Annotated in this window: 12 protein-coding genes and 1 pseudogene; 8 read left to right on the top strand and 5 right to left on the bottom strand. The window is 71.7% G+C overall.

The features are described 5' to 3' along the window. Positions 1-10 precede the first annotated feature (10 nt). From H4W80_RS30750 to H4W80_RS30725, 6 genes are all read left to right on the top strand, one after another. On the top strand, positions 11-3,922 hold the full coding sequence (locus tag H4W80_RS30750; RefSeq protein WP_192788273.1) for an Ig-like domain-containing protein: 3,912 nt from the start codon (positions 11-13) through the stop codon (positions 3,920-3,922). A gap of 170 nt (positions 3,923-4,092) precedes the next feature. Then, positions 4,093-6,144, top strand: a complete 2,052-nt coding sequence (locus H4W80_RS30745) for a sensor histidine kinase (RefSeq protein WP_192788272.1) — start codon at positions 4,093-4,095, stop codon at positions 6,142-6,144. A 54-nt stretch (positions 6,145-6,198) separates the two neighbouring features. After that, positions 6,199-6,906, top strand: a complete 708-nt coding sequence (locus H4W80_RS30740) for a CTP synthase C-terminal region-related (seleno)protein (RefSeq protein ID WP_192788271.1) — start codon at positions 6,199-6,201, stop codon at positions 6,904-6,906. Then, positions 6,903-7,778, top strand: a complete 876-nt coding sequence (locus tag H4W80_RS30735) for a LysR family transcriptional regulator (RefSeq protein ID WP_192788270.1) — start codon at positions 6,903-6,905, stop codon at positions 7,776-7,778. The genes H4W80_RS30740 and H4W80_RS30735 overlap by 4 nt, the downstream gene beginning before the upstream one ends. A 70-nt stretch (positions 7,779-7,848) precedes the next feature. Beyond that, the gene (locus H4W80_RS30730) at positions 7,849-9,033 is read left to right on the top strand and encodes a site-2 protease family protein (protein ID WP_192788269.1); all 1,185 of its coding nucleotides are present in this window, start codon (positions 7,849-7,851) and stop codon (positions 9,031-9,033) included. Positions 9,034-9,179: 146 nt separating this feature from the next. Next, complete coding sequence (locus tag H4W80_RS30725) at positions 9,180-10,472, top strand: ArsB/NhaD family transporter (RefSeq protein WP_192788268.1); 1,293 nt, start codon at positions 9,180-9,182, stop codon at positions 10,470-10,472. Positions 10,473-10,515: 43 nt separating this feature from the next. Here the strand turns inward: H4W80_RS30725 and H4W80_RS30720 are convergent. From H4W80_RS30720 to H4W80_RS30705, 4 genes and pseudogenes are all read right to left on the bottom strand, one after another. Further along, positions 10,516-10,704 (bottom strand): annotated as a pseudogene (locus H4W80_RS30720) (DUF1348 family protein); the annotation flags it as partial. Between the two features lie 12 nt (positions 10,705-10,716). Then, positions 10,717-12,951: a xanthine dehydrogenase family protein molybdopterin-binding subunit gene (locus tag H4W80_RS30715; RefSeq protein WP_192788266.1), complete on the bottom strand. Its 2,235-nt coding sequence runs from the start codon at positions 12,949-12,951 to the stop codon at positions 10,717-10,719. A gap of 25 nt (positions 12,952-12,976) precedes the next feature. Continuing rightward, a complete protein-coding gene (locus H4W80_RS30710; RefSeq protein ID WP_192788265.1) occupies positions 12,977-13,951 on the bottom strand; it encodes an FAD binding domain-containing protein in 975 nt (324 codons plus the stop codon). Then, positions 13,948-14,451, bottom strand: coding sequence for a (2Fe-2S)-binding protein (locus H4W80_RS30705; protein ID WP_192793838.1), 504 nt, complete (start codon positions 14,449-14,451; stop codon positions 13,948-13,950). The genes H4W80_RS30710 and H4W80_RS30705 overlap by 4 nt, the downstream gene beginning before the upstream one ends. Positions 14,452-14,567: 116 nt before the next feature. Here H4W80_RS30705 and H4W80_RS30700 point away from each other — a divergent pair, with 116 nt between their 5' ends. Then, entirely contained in the window at positions 14,568-15,215 is a 648-nt protein-coding gene (locus H4W80_RS30700; protein WP_192788264.1) for a TetR/AcrR family transcriptional regulator, read from the top strand. A 13-nt stretch (positions 15,216-15,228) separates the two neighbouring features. Then, positions 15,229-15,981 (top strand): DUF429 domain-containing protein, encoded by a 753-nt coding sequence (locus H4W80_RS30695; RefSeq protein ID WP_192788263.1) that lies wholly within the window; start codon positions 15,229-15,231, stop codon positions 15,979-15,981. A gap of 108 nt (positions 15,982-16,089) precedes the next feature. Here H4W80_RS30695 and H4W80_RS30690 read toward each other — a convergent pair whose 3' ends face one another. After that, positions 16,090-16,356 (bottom strand): hypothetical protein, encoded by a 267-nt coding sequence (locus tag H4W80_RS30690; RefSeq protein ID WP_192788262.1) that lies wholly within the window; start codon positions 16,354-16,356, stop codon positions 16,090-16,092. Positions 16,357-16,461 lie beyond the last annotated feature (105 nt).

The following is a 16,461-nucleotide window of genomic DNA, read 5'->3' as shown; positions in this document are numbered from 1 at the left end:
CGACCTGGGGATGCCGGTGTTCACGGGCGCAGACCCGGTGCCCGCCGAACCCGTGGCGTACCACCCCCGCAAGATGATGGAGGAGATCTACAACAAGGAGAAGGGCGGCGACTCGTACTGGATCGACCGCATGCTGGCCCGCCCCGGCGACGATCCGGCGGGCCCGTGGTTGATGACGCGCGGGCGGGCGCTGTTCATGAAGGAGCACGATCCCTCGGTCATCGGCTTCGGTGGGTTCGTGGCGTATTGGGAGAGCATCGACAACCGCGGCGCGTACGAGGTCTCGCTGGGCGGCCGGCTCACCGAGGACGTCTCCAAGCGCCTGCAGATGCCCAGCCACTGGACCGGGCAGTACACGGGTGACGGCCTGTCGGTCGGGGTGAAGAAGTTCATCACCCACGAGAACGTGGCCGTGACGACGCTGGAGATCACCAACACCGGGTCCGCGGCGCGCTCCGTGCCGATCACCGTGACCTCTCCCTACACGAAGACGCCCGAGGGCGACCGCGAGCTGACCGGGACCGTCTGGGCCAAGAACAGGCTGACCACGATCTTCCCCCGGCTCAGCGGCGACGGGCTGAAGGTCTCGGACGGCACGCTCAAGGGCTCGCTGACGGTCGAGCCGGGCAAGACCGTGCGGACCAAGGTGCAGATGGGCTTCGTCACCGACGAGCTGCCCGGCTCGCGGGCGGAGTACGACGGCTACAAGGGCCGCTCGCCCGAGAAGGCGCTGCGCCGCCAGCTCCAGGACTACAACGCCTGGTGGGCCGAGAACCTCCCCTACATCGACGTGCCCGACGAGAACATCAAGAAGTTCGTGTACTACCGCTGGTGGCTCATGCGCTTCAACTTCCTCGACGCCGACATCCCCGGGAACGACTTCCAGTTCCCCACGTCGGTCGAGGGGGCGCTGGGCTACAACAACGCGATCGTGCTGACCGTGCCGATGTTCGTGCAGGACCTGAAGTACCTGCGCGACCCGATCTACTCGTACGGGCCGTGGGTGTCGGCGGGCGAGGTCTCGCGCAACTCCAAGTACACCGACAACCCGGGCGACCCCGAGAACTGGTCGAACAGCTACACGCAGTACATCTCGGCCGCGGCCCTGGAGAGCTACCAGCTCCACGGCGGCCAGCCGTCGATCCTGCGCAACCTGGCCCGCTACGCCGAGAAGGACGTGTACGGCCAGCTCAACGCCTACGACTCCAACAAGAACGGCGTCATCGAGTACGACTGGGAGGCCATGACCGGGAACGACGCCGACGCGGTGTCGTTCCACTACTACGACCGGGCCAACGAGCGGCTCGAAGGCGCCTACGTCTACGCCAACGCGATGGCGGCGGCGCAGGCGTACGAGCTGGCGGGCGACGCGGCAAAGGCGGCCGAGATGCGCGGCGTGGCCGACAAGGTCAGGAACGGCATCCTCACGCTGCTCTGGGACGAGCAGAACAAGCTGTTCAAGCACCGCGACCTCCAGACGGGCAACCTGATCCCGTGGAAGGAGTCCAACAACTACATCCCGTACGCCACCGGGCTCGTGCCGACGGACGACCCGAAGTACCGGGAGGCGCTGCGCCTGTGGACCGACCCGGCGGAATATCCGATCTTCCCGGCGTACACCGCCAACCAGAAGGACAAGAAGGAGGCCGCGGCCGCCGGCAACCCCGGCTCCAACAACTTCTCGCAGATCAACTCCACCCGGAACTTCGCGCTGTTCTCCAAGGCGCTGCGGCAGTACAGCTCGCCGTACATCACCGCCGACCAGTACAAGCAGCTTCTGTACTGGAACGCCTGGTCGCAGTACGTCGGCGGCGACACCCGCTACCCCGACGCCAACGAGTTCTGGGCCGACTGGAACCCCTCGACCAAGACCATCGGCTACCGCTCCTGGATCCACCACACGATCCTGGGCAGCAGCAACTGGACCGTCATCGAGGACGCCATGGGCCTGCGCCCGCGCTCGGACGGCAAGGTCGAGCTCTGGCCGGTGGACATCGGCTGGGACCACTTCAGCGTCAACGGGATCAACTACCGGGGCAGTGACCTGACCATCGTCTGGGACAAGCCGGGCGACGGCACCAGGCACTACGCCGGGGTGCCCGAGGGGTACTCGATCCTGATCGACGGCAAGCGCAAGGTCACCCTGTCGGGGCTGGCGCACGCCGTCTGGGACCCGGCCACGGGCAGGGTCGAGGGTGGTCAGGTGGTGCACGCCGAGAAGGCCGCCTCGATGAAGGCCCCCGCCCAGGTCGAGCTGAAGGGCGACCGGGTCGAGGACCTGTTCCAGAAGGCCGGCGTGGACCTGCGCTCCACCCGCCCCAACCTGGTCAGGTCCGCCACCGCCTCCCACGGCGACCCGGCCGGCGCGGTGGACGGCTTCACGATCAACGAGCCGTACTGGGGCAGCAAGGGCTCCGGCAACGCCCAGGACTGGCTGGCGGCGGACCTCGGCTCGGCCCAGAAGGTCGATCAGGTCAAGCTGTACTTCTACAACGACCGCAAGGCGGGCGGCTACCGCGAGCCCGCCTTCTACACGGTGCAGTACCAGGACGGCGACACCTGGAAGGACGTGCCGGGCCAGGCCAGGAAGCCGGCCAACCCGCGGGCCAACCTCAACGCGGTCCGCTTCCCGGCCGTCACGACGCAGAAGCTGCGGGTGCTGGTCACGCACCAGCCCGGCTACGCGACGGGGCTGAAGGAGGTGCAGGCGTACCTGACGGGCGCCGGCGCCGGCCCGGTCGCCAACAAGGCGCCGTCCGTGGTGGTCGTGCCCGACCTCACGTTCAGCCGCCCGGGCCAGGCCAGGCTCGACGCGGTGGTCAAGGACGACGGGTTGCCGTCGGGCAGGCTCACGACCCAGTGGGCCAAGGTCGACGGGCCGGGTGAGGCGTTCTTCACCAACCCGACGGGCACCGACACGGTGGTCTCGTTCTCCGAGGCGGGCGCGTACCGGCTGAAGCTCACGGCCACGGACGGCGAGAAGAGCGGCTCCACGACCGTGACCGTGACCGTGACGCCCCAGTCCGCGCAGGCGAACGTGGCGCCCAAGGCCACGCCCACGGCCTCCTACACCTCGCCGTGGGAGAAGGTCACCGCGATCAACGACGGCATCGACCCGCCGCGCTCCAACGACGGCGCCAACCCGCGCTGGGGCACCTGGCCGCAGCAGGACACGCAGTGGGTGCAGCTCGAATGGCCGTCGGCGGTGCGGGTGAACAAGAGCGACGTGTACTTCTTCGACGACGGCGGCGGCGTGCGCGTCCCCGCCTCGTGGAAGATCCAGTACTGGGACGGAGACTCGTTCGAGGACGTCACCGGCGTCGCCTCCTACCCGAAGGCGGCCGACGCCTACAACACGGTCGCGTTCGACACCGTGACGACCTCGAAGCTGCGCGTCCAGCTCCAGGCCGGCGGGGCGTCGGTCGGCCTGCTGGAGGTCAAGGTGTACGAGGTCCCGCCGGACTCCGTGCGCCCCGTCCACGTCCCCACCCTGGCCGGCACGCTGCCCAAGCTGCCCGCCACGGTGGAGACCCTCTACGCGGACGGCACCCGCAGCTCGGCCGCCGTCACCTGGCAGCAGGTGACGGCCGACCAGGTCAAGACCGGCGGCACCAGCTTCACGGTCGCCGGCCTGGCCGAGGGCGTGCGCCAGCCCGCCCAGGCCACCGTGTACGTCCGCACGACCTCGGCGGTGACGATCACCTCGATCGCCGAGGAGGCCGTCGCCACCCGGGCCGGGGTCGCTCCCTCGCTGCCCAGGACCGTCGTGGCGACGTACAACGACGGCTCGAAGGACAGCTCGGCCGAGGTCACCTGGGAGGCGATCAGCCCTGACAAGTACGCCCAGCCGGGCACGTTCACGGTGAACGGTCAGGTGGCGGGCACGACCGTCGCCGCCAAGGCCACGGTCACCGTGGGGTGACACCGATGGGGTAGCACCGATGCTCCCTGCCCTGGCTCAGCGGCGATCGCGGGTCAGGGCAGGGCCCCGCGGATAACGTCCCGGAAACGGCGTACGGATTCATCCCGATTAAGGGGTCATAATCCTCTTCTACGGGAGGCGTGCCGGGGATCGGAGAGGCGGAGCGCGGGATGGCTGGGGGATTCGCCGAGGTCGCCGATGACGAGAAGCCGGCACGGGGGGCGAGAGTCGCCTCCGTGACCATGGCGGTGGTGTCGCCGGCGCTCACCGTGGTCGCGCTGCTGGTCTGGGCCGGGCTGCCCGACGCGTGGACGCCCGAGCGGACGGTGTCCCCGCAGACGGCCGCCGCGCTGACGTTCCCGGCGGTCGGCGCGTTCCTCATCTTCCACCGGCCCCGGCTCAACCTTGCCTGGCTGATGTGCGCGGGCGGCCTGGCCGCCGCCGTCAGCGACTTCGCGCAGGCGATGATGTTCCACGCCGCCGCGGGCGGCGACCTCCTCCTCGCGGGTTACCTGCGGCTGCCGGCCCAGCTCGGCTGGGCGGTGTGCGGCGTGACCCTCACGATGGTGCTGCCGCTGTACTCGCCCGACGGCCGCCTGCCCTCGCCGCGCTGGCGCCTCGCCCTGGCGCTGGGCGCGGCCTCCATCACGGCCGACTTCCTGCGCGCCGTCTTCCGCGTGCCGCCGCCCCCTGGCAGCTACCCGTACCCCCAGGTCATCCCGAACCCGCTGCAGATCCCCGCGCTGGCCCCGTACACGGCGACGGTCTCGGCGATCGCCTGGACGGGCATCTACGTCGCCATGACGCTGTCGGCGCTGTCGCTGACGGTGCGCCTGCGGCACGCGGACTCCGTCACCAGGCGGCAGATCGGCTGGCCGCTCCTGGCGTTCGCCGGCTACATCGTGTTCCTGGTCGTGGCCGCGTTCCTGCCCGGGTTCGCGTGGATCGCGTTCGGCTGGGCGGCGCTGATCCCGGTCGCGATGGCGTTCTCGGTGATGCGCTACCGGCTCTACGGCATCGACACGGTGATCAGCCGGGCGTTCGTGGCCGCCGGCGTGGTGGCCGTGGTCAGCGCCGTCTACTTCGGCGCGGGCGCGCTGTCCGGCCTGCTCGTCTCCGGGTACGGCCAGGTGGCCGGGATCGCCGCCGCGCTGTTCGCGGGCGCCTTTTTCCAGCCGCTGCGGCGGGCGCTGCAGCGGGCCGTGGACCGCCTCCTGTACGGCGCCGTCGGCGACCCCGGCCTGCTGGCCGAGCGCCTGACCCAGGCGGTCCGGCGCGGCGACCCGGCCAAGGCGCTGACCTCGGTGGTGAGCGTGCTGCGCGACGGCCTGGCGGTCGAGGGCGTGGCCGTGGAGGTGGCCGACGGCGAGCCCCGCTACGTGGAGAACGGCCGGGTGGGCCCGGACTCCCGCGAGGTGCCGCTGATCTGGCACGGGGAGCGGGTCGGCCGCCTGCTCGTCGGCCCGCCGGGCCCGCGCCGCTTCCCCGCCGCGCACAACGAGCGAGTGCTGGCCACGCTCACCCCGTACGCCGCGGACGTGGCGCACGCGGTGCGGATGGCGGCGGACCTGCAACGTTCCAGGGAGCGCATCCTGACCACCAGGGAGGAGGAGCGCCGCCGCCTGCGCCGCGACCTGCACGACGGGCTCGGCCAGACGCTCTCCGCCATGGCGATGACCATCAACATGGCCAGGCTCAGCCTCAAGAAGTCCCCGGAGGCCGCCGACGAGCTGCTGCGCGAGCTGCACACGGGCATGGGCGCGGTCACGGGCGACATCCGCGAGCTCGTGTACGGCCTGCGCCCGCCCGCCCTCGACGACCTCGGCCTGGTCCGCGCGATCGGCGACCTGGCCGGGCAGTCGCCGCCGCCGGCGGAGGTCGAGGTGCAGGGCGACCTGTCGGAGCTGCCCGCGGCCGTCGAGGTGGCGGTCTACCGGATCATCCAGGAGGCGCTCACCAACGTCCGGCGGCACGCCCAGGCGTCCAGCTGCCGGATCGTCCTGCAGCGGGAGCGGTCGGTGCTGCGCGTGCTGATCGCCGACGACGGCAAGGGGCTGCCAGAGGAGCATCGCGCGGGCGTGGGGCTCGGCTCGATGCGCGAGCGGGCGGCGGAGCTGGGCGGGATCTGCGTGGTCGGCGGCGAGCCCGGGGCCGGGACGCGCGTGGAGGTCATGCTGCCGCTCCTGACCGCGCCACCGGCTGACATGAGCGTTCACTCATGACGTTCGCGCAGCTCAGTATTGGTGCTCATGCCTTCGCCCCCGCATAGTGGGCGCATGAAGTCCTCGCTGAGGGTCGCGGTCGTCGGCGACCGCGACCAGACGTTCGTCCCGCACGTGGCCACCGACGACGCCCTGGGCCACGCGGCCGATCACCTGGGCGTCGAGGTCGAGGTCCGCTGGCTGGCCACCGAGCCGCTCGAATCGGACCTGTCCGGCGTGCGGGCCGCCGACGTGCTGTGGTGCGCCCCGGGGAGCCCGTACCGCAGCCTGCGCGGCGCGCTGGCCGCGCTCCGGCACGGCCGCGAGCACAGCGTGCCCACCCTGGGGACGTGCGGCGGCAGCCAGCACATGGTGATCGAGTACGCCCGCCACGTGCTCGGGTTCGAGGACGCGCAGCACGCCGAGTACGACCCGTACGCGTCCGACCTGTTCGTCTCCGAGCTGACCTGCTCCCTCGCGGGCCGGACCATGCCGGTCACGCTCACGCCCGGCTCCACGGTGGCGGCCCTGTACGGGGAATGCGAGGTGAAGGAGCAGTACTACTGCAATTTCGGCCTCAACCCGGCCCACCAGAGCACCCTGCACGAGGGCGGCCTGCGCGTGACGGGCCGCGCGACGGGCAGGGACGACAGCGGCGAGGCCCGGGTGCTGGAGCTGCCCGGCCACCCGTTCTACCTGGCCACGCTCTTCGTGCCGCAGACGAGATCGATGCCCGGACGGCCGCACCCGCTGGTCGTGGGGTTGCTGCGCGCGGCGCTATGACGTTCACGCAGCTCAGGATCCTGCTGGCGGTCGCGCGTACCGGCAACATGACCCGCGCGGCCGAGGAGCTGAACACCACGCAGTCCGCGGTCAGCCACGCCCTGCGCGGCCTGGAGAGCGAGCTGGGCCTGTCCCTGCTCGTCAGGGGGAGCCACGGGGTGAGCCTGACCGCCGCCGGGCGGGCCGTCCGCCGCCGCGCCACGCTCATCCTCACCCAGCTCGAAGCGCTGGAGCAGGAGGTGGCCGCGGCGCGCGGGGCGGACACCGGCAGCCTGCGCGTGGGCGTCATCCCCAGCGCCAACGCGCGCCTGCTGCCGCGCATCCTGCGGCTTTATGGCGAGGCGCACCCGCGCGTGCGGCTCACCGTGATCGAGGGGTCGGACGGGGAGGTGCTCGACTGGCTCAGGACCGGCGCCGCCGACGTCGGCACCCTCACGGCCGGCGCCGTGCCCGCCGACGTGGCGGGGCTGGTCACGCGCCCGCTGGCCACCGACCGGATGCTCGCCGTCCTGCCCGGCGGTCACGCGCTGGCCGAACGCGCTTCCGTGCCGGTCGCCGAGCTGGCCAGGCACCCGTTCATCATGTCGACGGGCGGCTGCGAGCCGCTGATCACGGCCCTGGCGCGGGCGGCGGGGGCGAGCCTGCGCTGTCACTACCGGGTCCGCGACACCGGCAGCATCCTCGCCATGGTCGCCGAGGGGCTCGGCGTGACCGTCGTTCCCGAGCTGTCGCTGCCCGCCCACCACCCGGGCGTCCACGCGGTCCCCCTCGAACCGGCCTCCGAGCGCACCATCCTGCTGGCCCTCCCGGCCGACCCGCTCCCCGCGGCCACCGCGTTCGCCGAGCTGGCGGGGGTGCTCGGCACTTCCTGAACAGGGCTTGAGCTGCGCTTTTGCGGGCAGGGGGCGGTTGAGCGAACAAATCAGGCCGCAGGGAGGCGAGATGCGTTCATCCATCCCTCTGGGCCGCATCGGGGGCGTGCGGGTGGGGCTCAACATCAGCGTGCTGGTGATCGTCGCGATCCTGGTGTTCGGGCTGGGCTTCGGACGGTTCCCCGCGGTCTTCCCCGGCTACCCGCGGGCCGCGTACGTGCTGGCCGGGGTGGTGGCGGCGGTGCTGTTCATGGCCTCGCTGCTCGCGCACGAGCTGGCGCACGCGATCATGGCCCGGCACGAGGGCGTCGAGGTGTCGCGGATCACGCTCTGGCTGCTGGGCGGGGTCGCGGAGCTACGCGGCGAGCCCCGCTCGCCGGGCGCGGATCTGAAGATCGCCGTGGTGGGGCCCGCGACGAGCCTGCTGGCCGGCGTGGTGTTCGGGGTGATCGCCTTCGTGGTCTCCGGGGCGGCGCTGGCGGGCGGCATGTTCGCGTACCTGGCCGGGGTGAACGTGCTCCTCGCCATCTTCAACCTGGTCCCGGCCGCCCCGCTGGACGGCGGGCGGGTGCTGCGGGCGATCTTGTGGGCGCGCTGGCACGACCGGGCGCGGGCGGCGATCGCCGCGGCCCGGGCCGGACGCTGGTTCGGATACGTGCTCATCGCGGTCGGCTTCCTTCAGGTGGTCACCGGGCGCAGCTTCGACGGGCTGTGGCTGGCGCTGATCGGCCTCTTCCTGGTGAACGCCGCCAGCGCCGAGGAGCAGCAGACCCGGCTCGGCACCGTCCTGCACGGGATCCGCGTCGCGGAGGCGATGTCGGGGCACCCCGTGGTCGCCTCGCCGGACGAGACCGTCTCCGGGCTCATCGAGCGGGTCGTGATGCGGCACCGGCTGTCCACGTACCCGCTGGTCGCCCCGGACGGGACCTTCGCCGGCCTGGTGACGCTCAACCGGATCCGCCGGGTCGAGCCGGAGCGCCGGGGCACGACCCGGCTCGCCGACATCGCCTGCCCGCCGGAGGAGGTGCCGCGGGCCCGGCCCGAGGAGCCGCTGACCGACCTGCTGCCCAGGATGGAGGGGTGCGCCGACGGGCGCGCGGTCGTGCTCGACCCGGACGGGCGGCTGGTCGGCCTGCTGACGCCCACCGACATCAGCCGGACCATCCAGATGGCGGACCTGCGCGCCACGCTGTCGGGGCCGCGCGGCGCCGATCTCGCCCCGCCCTACCATGGCCACCACCGCGACGCCGCGTAGATCCTCGTCCAGGGCAGCAGCATCCAGCAGCGCGCGGCATCGGTATGTCTGACGCGTTTTGATATGTTCTTGATGGTGTGCCGGGAAGTCTGGTCGGCGGTCGTGTCGTCGTTCCCGGAGTTCGCCCTCATGCTCATCGAGTCGCCATGACCGTCACCGCGTGGCTGGCGGTGGCCGCCTTCCTCTTCGCGTACACGCTGATCGCCACGGAGAAGGTGCACCGGGTGGCGGCGGCGCTCGGCGGGGCGGGGGTCATGCTGCTGATCCACGCCACCGACGGGAGCGCGGCGTTCTTCGACGAGCACACCGGGATCGACTGGAACGTGATCTTCCTGCTGCTCGGCATGATGGTCATCGTCGGTGTCCTGAAACAGACCGGAATATTCGAATATTTGGCGATCTGGTCGGCCAAGCGGGCTCGGGGGCAGCCGTTCCGGCTCATGGCACTGCTGATCGTGATCACCGCCTCGGCCTCCGCGCTGCTGGACAACGTCACCACCGTGCTGCTGATCGCCCCCGTGACGTTCCTGGTGTGCGAGCGGCTGGCGTTGCCGGTGGCGCCGTACCTGATCGCCGAGGCCATGGCGTCCAACATCGGCGGCGCGTCCACGCTCGTCGGCGACCCGCCGAACATCATCATCGGCAGCCGCGGCGGCCTGACGTTCAACGACTTCCTCGCGCACATGGCGCCGCTGATCGTCGTGCTGGTGGTGGTGTTCGTCGGGCTGTGCCGGTGGTTGTTCAGGGCGTCGTTCACCTACGACCCCGAGCGGGTCGCGGAGATCATGTCGCTGAACGAGCGGGAGGCCATCGCCGACCGCAGGCTCCTGTGGCAGGCGCTCGCCGTGCTGGCCCTGGTGATGGCCGCGTTCGTGCTGCATCCCGTGCTGCACTACGCGCCGTCGGTCGTGGCGCTGCTGGGCGCGGGGGTGCTGGTGGCGGCCACCAGGGTGACGACCGAGGAGGCCATCCGCGAGGTCGAGTGGCCGACGCTGGTGTTCTTCGCGGGGCTGTTCGTCATGGTGGGGGCGCTGGTGGAGACCGGGGTGATCGGCCAGATCTCGAAGGCCGCCGCCGAGGCCACCGGCGGCCGGCTCGGCCTGACCACGATGCTGCTGCTGTGGGTGTCGGCCGGGCTGTCCGCCGTCGTGGACAACATCCCGTACGTCGCCACCATGAGCCCCATCGTGGCCGACCTCGTCCAGGCCAACGGGGGCAGCGGCCCCGCCCAGGTGCTGTGGTGGGCGCTGGCCCTGGGGGCCGACCTGGGCGGCAACGCCACGGCCGTGGGGGCGGCGGCCAACGTCGTCGTCATCGGCATCGCCGCCCGCAACGGCACCCGGATCAGCTTCTGGCAGTTCACCAAGTACGGGCTGGTCGTCACGTTCGTGACCGTCGCGCTGTCGGTGCCGTACCTGTGGCTGCGCTACCTCATCTGACTCATCTGGCTCATCTGACTCATCTGACCGGCAGCACGTCCACGTTGCCGTAGCTGCGCCACCACTGCCCGGAGGCGTCGCGGCACTCGTACTGGAACCGGACCGCGATGCGGTCGCCCAGCACGCCCCACAGCTCCTTGCGCAGGGAGTAGTCCAGCTCCCGTTCCCACTTGCGGCGCGGGAAGTCCCTGATCTCGTCGCGCCCGGTCACGAACTCGTCGCGGTTGCGCCACTCGGCACGGCTTCAGAGAGGCAGCAGCTTATCGAGCGTGATCGGCAGGTCCGTGACGCGCTTGCCGGTGGCGTGGCGCACGGCGTTCGCCACGGCCGCGCCCACGCCCGTGATGCCGACCTCGCCCACCCCGACCAGCCCCAGCGGCATCGTCGGGTCCGGCTCGTCCAGGCAGTGGATGTCGATGCGCGGGACGTCGGCGTGCACGGGCACGTGGTAGTCGGCCAGGCTCGCGTTGACGACCCGCCCGGTGCGCGGATCGATCAGCGTCTCCTCCGACAGCGCCAGGCCGATGCCCATCACGATGCCACCGCGCAGCTGGCTGGCCACCGTCTTGGCGTTGATCACGGTGCCGACGTCGAACACGCCCGTCCAGCGCGAGACCCGTACCTCGCCCGTGTCGCGGTCCACCCGCACCTCGCAGAAGTGCGCCCCGGACGCGGCCTTCACCCACCGGCTGCGGTCGCGTACGGTCTTCGCCATGAACCTCAGCATGCCGCCGCCGGCCGCCACCTCCAGGTGGTCGCGACCCGCCCGGGCGAGGATCGCCGCATATGTCTCGCCTCTGGACCCCTGGTAGAGCCCGCCGTCGCGGGCCTGCGGATCGCGCACGCCGCGCAGCGGGGAGTCCGGCGACTTGCGCGCCAGGTCGAGCGCGGAACGCCGCAGCTTGCGGCAGGCCTCCAGCACGCTGGCCGCCGCGCTCGCCGTCTGCCCGGAACCGCCCGCCATCGGGCCCGCGGGGAGGTCGGAGTCGCCGACCTCGACGCGTACCGACTCCAGCGGCACCCCCAGCTCGTCCGCGGCGATCTGCGCCTGCACGGTCGCCGCGCCCACGCCGATCTCGTGCAGGCCGCACCGCACCACGACCCCGCCGTCCGCGCCCAGCCGCACGGTGACGCTCGCCGGGAGCTGGAAAGCCGGGTGGTACGCCGACGCCACCCCCATGCCGACCAGCCACCGCCCGTCGCGCATCGAGCCGGGCCGCGGATCGCGCTCGCGCCACCCGAACCGCTCCGCCCCCACCTCGTACGCCTCGCGCAACATGCGGTGCGCGAACCGTTTGCCGTCCATCGGATTACGCGCCGGCTCGTTGAGCATCCGCAGCTCGATCGGATCCATGCCCAGCTCGCAGGCCAGCTCGTCCATGGCCGATTCCAGGGCGTAGGTGCCGATGGACTCGCCCGGGGCCCGCATGAACGTGTTGGAGAGCAGGTCGAGCTGGACGAGGCTCTGGCGCAGGCGGATGTTCGGGGAGTCGTACAGGTGCCGGGAGGCCGAGGTGATCTGCTCGCCGCCGCCGCCGACCCGGCCCGTCCTGGCGACGCTGGTGTGGATCAGCGCGGTCAGCTTCCCGTCGGAGTCCGCGCCCAGGGCGACCCGCTGGGTGCTCGGGGTCCGGCCGCCGACCGTGTGGTAGACGCCCGCCCGGGTGAGCGCCAGCCGTACCGGGCGCCTGGTCGCCCGGGCGGCCAGCACGGCGAGCAGCGTGCCCGCCCACACCGAGCCCTTGCCGCCGAACCCGCCGCCCACGTAAGGGGACAGCACGCGGATGTTCCCCTCGGGAACGCCGAACCGCTGCGCGAGATGGCTGCGCAGCCACGTGATGGTCTGCGTGCTCTCGTGCAGGGTCAGGCGGTCGCCGTCCCACACGGCGGTCGTCGCGTGCGGCTCGATCGCGTTGTGGTTGTGCGGCGGCGTGGTGAAGCGCAGGTCCACCGAGACCGCCGCGGCCGCCAGCGCCGCCTCCGCGTCCCCCTTGTTCGCCGCCGCCGGCATCAGCGCGTTGCCCTTCTGCGGGGTGGCGTTCGGCTCCTCGGCCGCGAAGTCCACCACGGCGGGCAGCTCCTCGTACGTGATCCGCACCAGGCCCGCCGCGTGCCGCGCGGCCTCGGGCGATTCGGCCACCACGACCGCCACGGGCTGGCCGTTCCAGTGCACCTCGTCCGTGGCCAGGTAGTTGACCGACGTCCCGATGACCATCGAGCTGAGGTTCAGCAGGCTCCGGGAGGGCGGGGGCTTCATGGCGGGGGCGTTCTCGTGCGTGAGGACCTCGATCACGCCCTTCGCCGCGCGGGCCGCGTCGGCGTGGATGGCGGTGATGCGGCCCCGGGCGACGGTGGAGTGCACGAGGGCGGCGTGGGCGAGGTCCGGATAGTCGTGCTCCGCCGCGAAACGGGCCCGGCCGGTGATCTTGTCCCGGCCGTCGAGCCGGTCGACGGGCCGGCCGACGTACTTGATGCTCATACCGGCTCCCTCAGCGTCTGGATGCTCACTGGTGCAGCTCCCTCAACGTGGCCACGATCGTGGCCCTGGCCAGGTCCACCTTGAACGCGTTGCCCGGCCGGGCCGTCGCGGGCGCCAGCTCGGCGGCGGCCGCCCGGCCGAACGCCTCCTCGGTCGCCGGGCCGCCGACCAGGACCCGTTCCGCCTCGTGGGCCCGCCACGGCTTGGTCGCGACGCCGCCCAGCGCCAGGCGGGCCGCCGTCACGGTCCCCTCCCGCACCTCCAGCGCCGCCGCCACCGAGACCAGGGCGAACGCGTACGACGCGCGGTCCCGCACCTTGCGGTAACGGGAGTTGGCCGCGACCGGCGCGGGCGGCAGCTCGACCGCCGTGACCAGCTCGTCGCCGGCCAGCGCGTTCTCGGCCTGCGGCGTGTCGCCCGGCAGCAGGTGGAAGTCCGCCAAGGGGATCCGCCGGGTGCCGCGCACGCTGCGCACCTCGACGGTGGCGTCCAGGGCGGCCAGCGCCACGCACATGTCGGACGGATGCGTGGCGATGCAGCTCTCGCTCACGCCCAGGACCGCGTGCCCGCGGTTGAACCCGCCGAGCGCGGCGCAGCCGCTTCCCGGCTCGCGCTTGTTGCAGGCGTGGGCCTGGTCGTAGAAGTAGTTGCAGCGAGTACGTTGCAGCAGGTTGCCGCCGACGGTGGCCATGTTGCGCAGCTGGGGGGAGGCGCCGGCGAGCACGGCCTGCGACAGGACCGGGTAGCGGGCGCGGACGCGGCGGTCGGCGGCGAGCGCGCTGTTGCGTACCAGCGCGCCGATCCGCAGGCCGCCCCCGGGCAGCTCGTCCACCTCGTCGAGCGGCAGGCCGGTGAGGTCGACCAGCGTCTCGGGACGTTCGATGCCCTCGCGCATGAGGTCGACCAGGTTCGTGCCCCCGCCCAGGAACTTGACGGCGGGGCCGGCCGCTCGCAGGGCCTCGTCGATGTCGAGCGGCTTGACGTACGCGAAGGGCTTCATGGCGCCTCCTGCGCGGCGACGTCCTTGATGGCGTCGAGGATGCCGTTGTAGGCGCCGCACCGGCACAGATTCCCGCTCATGCGCTCCCTGATCTCGTCGTCGCTCAGCTCGATGCGCTCTGCAGCTTTTGCGGGGGTGACGGCGCTGGGCGTGCCGGCGGCGTACTCGGTCAACATGCCGACGGCCGAGCAGATCTGGCCCGAGGTGCAATAACCGCACTGGAACCCGTCATGGCGCACGAACGCCTCCTGCATCGGGTGCGTGCCCGCCTCGCCCTTGGCGATCCCCTCGATCGTGGTGATCTCCTTGTCCGCGTACTGCACGGCCAGGGCCAGACAGGCGTTGATCCGCACCCCGTCCGCGAGAACCGTGCACGCGCCGCACGCGCCCTGGTCGCAGCCCTTCTTCGGCCCGGTCAGGCCGAGGTGGTCGCGCAGCGCGTCGAGCAGGCTGACCCACGGCTCGATGTCGAGGGTCCGGGTGACGCCGTTCACCCGCATTTGTAGCTCGGTCACACGTTTCTCCCCTCCGTAGGATGCCGACGCTAACAGAACGGTGTTTCCTTAACAAGAGAACGTCGTCCTCTAAAGTCCGGTCACCTATGCTGGAGCGCGACATGAAGCGGGCATTCGTCCGGGCCAGGCGGCCGGAGCACAAGCAGCAGCGGCGCGAGGAGATCCTCGCGGCCGCCCGCGATCTCGCCGTGGCCTCGGGGGTCCGCAACGTCAGCCTGGGGGCGGTCGCGGAGGCCGTCGGGCTGGCGAAGTCCAACATCATGCGATATTTCGGGACTCGCGAGGAGATCTACCTCATCCTGGCCGCCGAGGAGTGGCACCAGTGGGCGGCGACCGTCACCACCCGCCTCGGCGCGCCACCTTGCGACGTCGCCGCGGTCCTCGCGGAGACACTCGCGGACCGGCCGCTCCTGTGCGACCTCCTCAGCCAGACCGCGACAACCCTGGAACACAACGTCTCCGTCGAGGCGGCCCGCACGTTCAAACGCGCCATCCATGCCGTCATCGCCGACCTGGGCGAGCAGGTCGCCCGGGTGACCGGCTTGACGGCGGACGAGGGAGTGGAGCTGGTCGCGGCCGCCACCGCCCTGGCCGGCGTCCTCTACCCCGTCGCGAACCCCTCACCGACGCTCGCCGAACTCTACGCCCAGGACCCTGACATCGCCGCGACCTGCCCCGACTTCCTCCCCACCCTCACCCGCGCCCTCAGAGCCCTCCTCGCCGGCCTGCCCGCGCTCAGAGACGACTGAGCTGAGTCCCCGGATGGTGACGGCCGGCGTCGATCTCGCCGCGGAGGCGGTGCGAACCGCGGTGGCCTGGCTCGACTGGTCGGCCGGACGCGCGCGGCTCGTCAGGGTGGTGGCCGGGGCGGACGACGCCCTGATCGTCGAGGCGATCATGGACGCGGACAAGGCGGGGATCGACTGCCCGCTCGGCTGGCCGGACCGGTTCGTCGACTTCGTAACCGCCCACCGCACCGGTCACGTCCAGGTGCCGCCGGGCCTGGCGGGCCGGGCCTGGCGCCGCGACCTGGCGCTTCGGGTCACCGACCAGGTCGTACACCAGCAGACCGGCCTGACCCCGCTGAGCGTGTCGGCCGACCGCATCGCCCACGCCACCATGCGCTGCGCCGCCCTCCTGGCCGAGCTCGCCCGCCGAGACCACCCGGTCGACCGGAGCGGCGCCGGACCCGTCGTGGAGGTCTACCCCGCGGCCTGCCTGAAGCAGTGGGGCCTGCCGCACCGCGGCTACAAGCGCACCGCCAACCTGGCCGAGCTGGGCCACCTCGTGGACCGGCTCCAGGAGGCCGCGCCCTGGCTGGACCTGGGCGAACACGAGCCCCTCTGCCGCGCCTCGGACCACGCCACCGACGCCGTCATCTCGGCCCTCGCCGCCCGCGCCGCCGCCCTCGGCCTGGTCACCGTACCGACGGGGGAGCAGGCGGGCCCGGCGACCACGGAGGGCTGGATCGCCCTCCCCACCACACCCCTGGCCCGCCTCGTCGCAGACGGGTGAACACCTGGCAGCCGGCGGTGACCAAGTCGAAGTAACGGCGGTAGAGGTTCGTCTCCCGAGCGAGCGTGTACCTCGGTTCTGTGCTTGAGCGCCCGCTACTACCACGAATCAGTCTTGTCCGCGGGCGCCGTCCGCTTCGGGAGCGGTGGGTCGTAGGTCGTTCCAGTGGTAGGCGCAGTTTTCTGGGGGAGAGCCCTCGAAGGTGCGAAGAGGGTCGATTTCCAGATCACACAGTTGCTGGTCTTGTGAGAGTGCGTGGTAAGCCAGGGCCTTGTTCATCGCGCTCGTCACGTCGGTGGCCTCCACGACCCAGGTGTAAGGCGCCTCTCCGTCGAACCGTTCCGTGCCGGCGATGGTCACGGTGAAGGTCCTCATGTCCTCTGACTCCTTTGCGCCCCTTGGTGCCCGGCAGCGTGCGGGAGCGAGGTCAGGTTGACGGAACGGCGGACGCTTGGCAGAGGTGAGGAACGGAGACGCCCC

This window comes from Nonomuraea angiospora (assembly GCF_014873145.1).
GTDB classification, from domain to species: Bacteria; Actinomycetota; Actinomycetes; order Streptosporangiales; family Streptosporangiaceae; genus Nonomuraea; species Nonomuraea angiospora.
This window is presented reverse-complemented; position numbering and strand designations above follow the sequence as displayed.

What these genes read in the sequence shown, in the direction of transcription:
- H4W80_RS30750 (WP_192788273.1), top strand. Translation starts at nt 11, where the DNA reads ATGCCGGTGTTCACGGGCGCAGACCCGGTGCCCGCCGAACCCGTGGCG.
- H4W80_RS30745 (WP_192788272.1), top strand. Translation starts at nt 4,093, where the DNA reads ATGGCTGGGGGATTCGCCGAGGTCGCCGATGACGAGAAGCCGGCACGG.
- H4W80_RS30740 (WP_192788271.1), top strand. Translation starts at nt 6,199, where the DNA reads ATGAAGTCCTCGCTGAGGGTCGCGGTCGTCGGCGACCGCGACCAGACG.
- H4W80_RS30735 (WP_192788270.1), top strand. Translation starts at nt 6,903, where the DNA reads ATGACGTTCACGCAGCTCAGGATCCTGCTGGCGGTCGCGCGTACCGGC.
- H4W80_RS30730 (WP_192788269.1), top strand. Translation starts at nt 7,849, where the DNA reads ATGCGTTCATCCATCCCTCTGGGCCGCATCGGGGGCGTGCGGGTGGGG.
- H4W80_RS30725 (WP_192788268.1), top strand. Translation starts at nt 9,180, where the DNA reads ATGACCGTCACCGCGTGGCTGGCGGTGGCCGCCTTCCTCTTCGCGTAC.
- H4W80_RS30715 (WP_192788266.1), bottom strand. Translation starts at nt 12,951, where the DNA reads ATGAGCATCAAGTACGTCGGCCGGCCCGTCGACCGGCTCGACGGCCGG.
- H4W80_RS30710 (WP_192788265.1), bottom strand. Translation starts at nt 13,951, where the DNA reads ATGAAGCCCTTCGCGTACGTCAAGCCGCTCGACATCGACGAGGCCCTG.
- H4W80_RS30705 (WP_192793838.1), bottom strand. Translation starts at nt 14,451, where the DNA reads ATGCGGGTGAACGGCGTCACCCGGACCCTCGACATCGAGCCGTGGGTC.
- H4W80_RS30700 (WP_192788264.1), top strand. Translation starts at nt 14,568, where the DNA reads ATGAAGCGGGCATTCGTCCGGGCCAGGCGGCCGGAGCACAAGCAGCAG.
- H4W80_RS30695 (WP_192788263.1), top strand. Translation starts at nt 15,229, where the DNA reads ATGGTGACGGCCGGCGTCGATCTCGCCGCGGAGGCGGTGCGAACCGCG.
- H4W80_RS30690 (WP_192788262.1), bottom strand. Translation starts at nt 16,356, where the DNA reads ATGAGGACCTTCACCGTGACCATCGCCGGCACGGAACGGTTCGACGGA.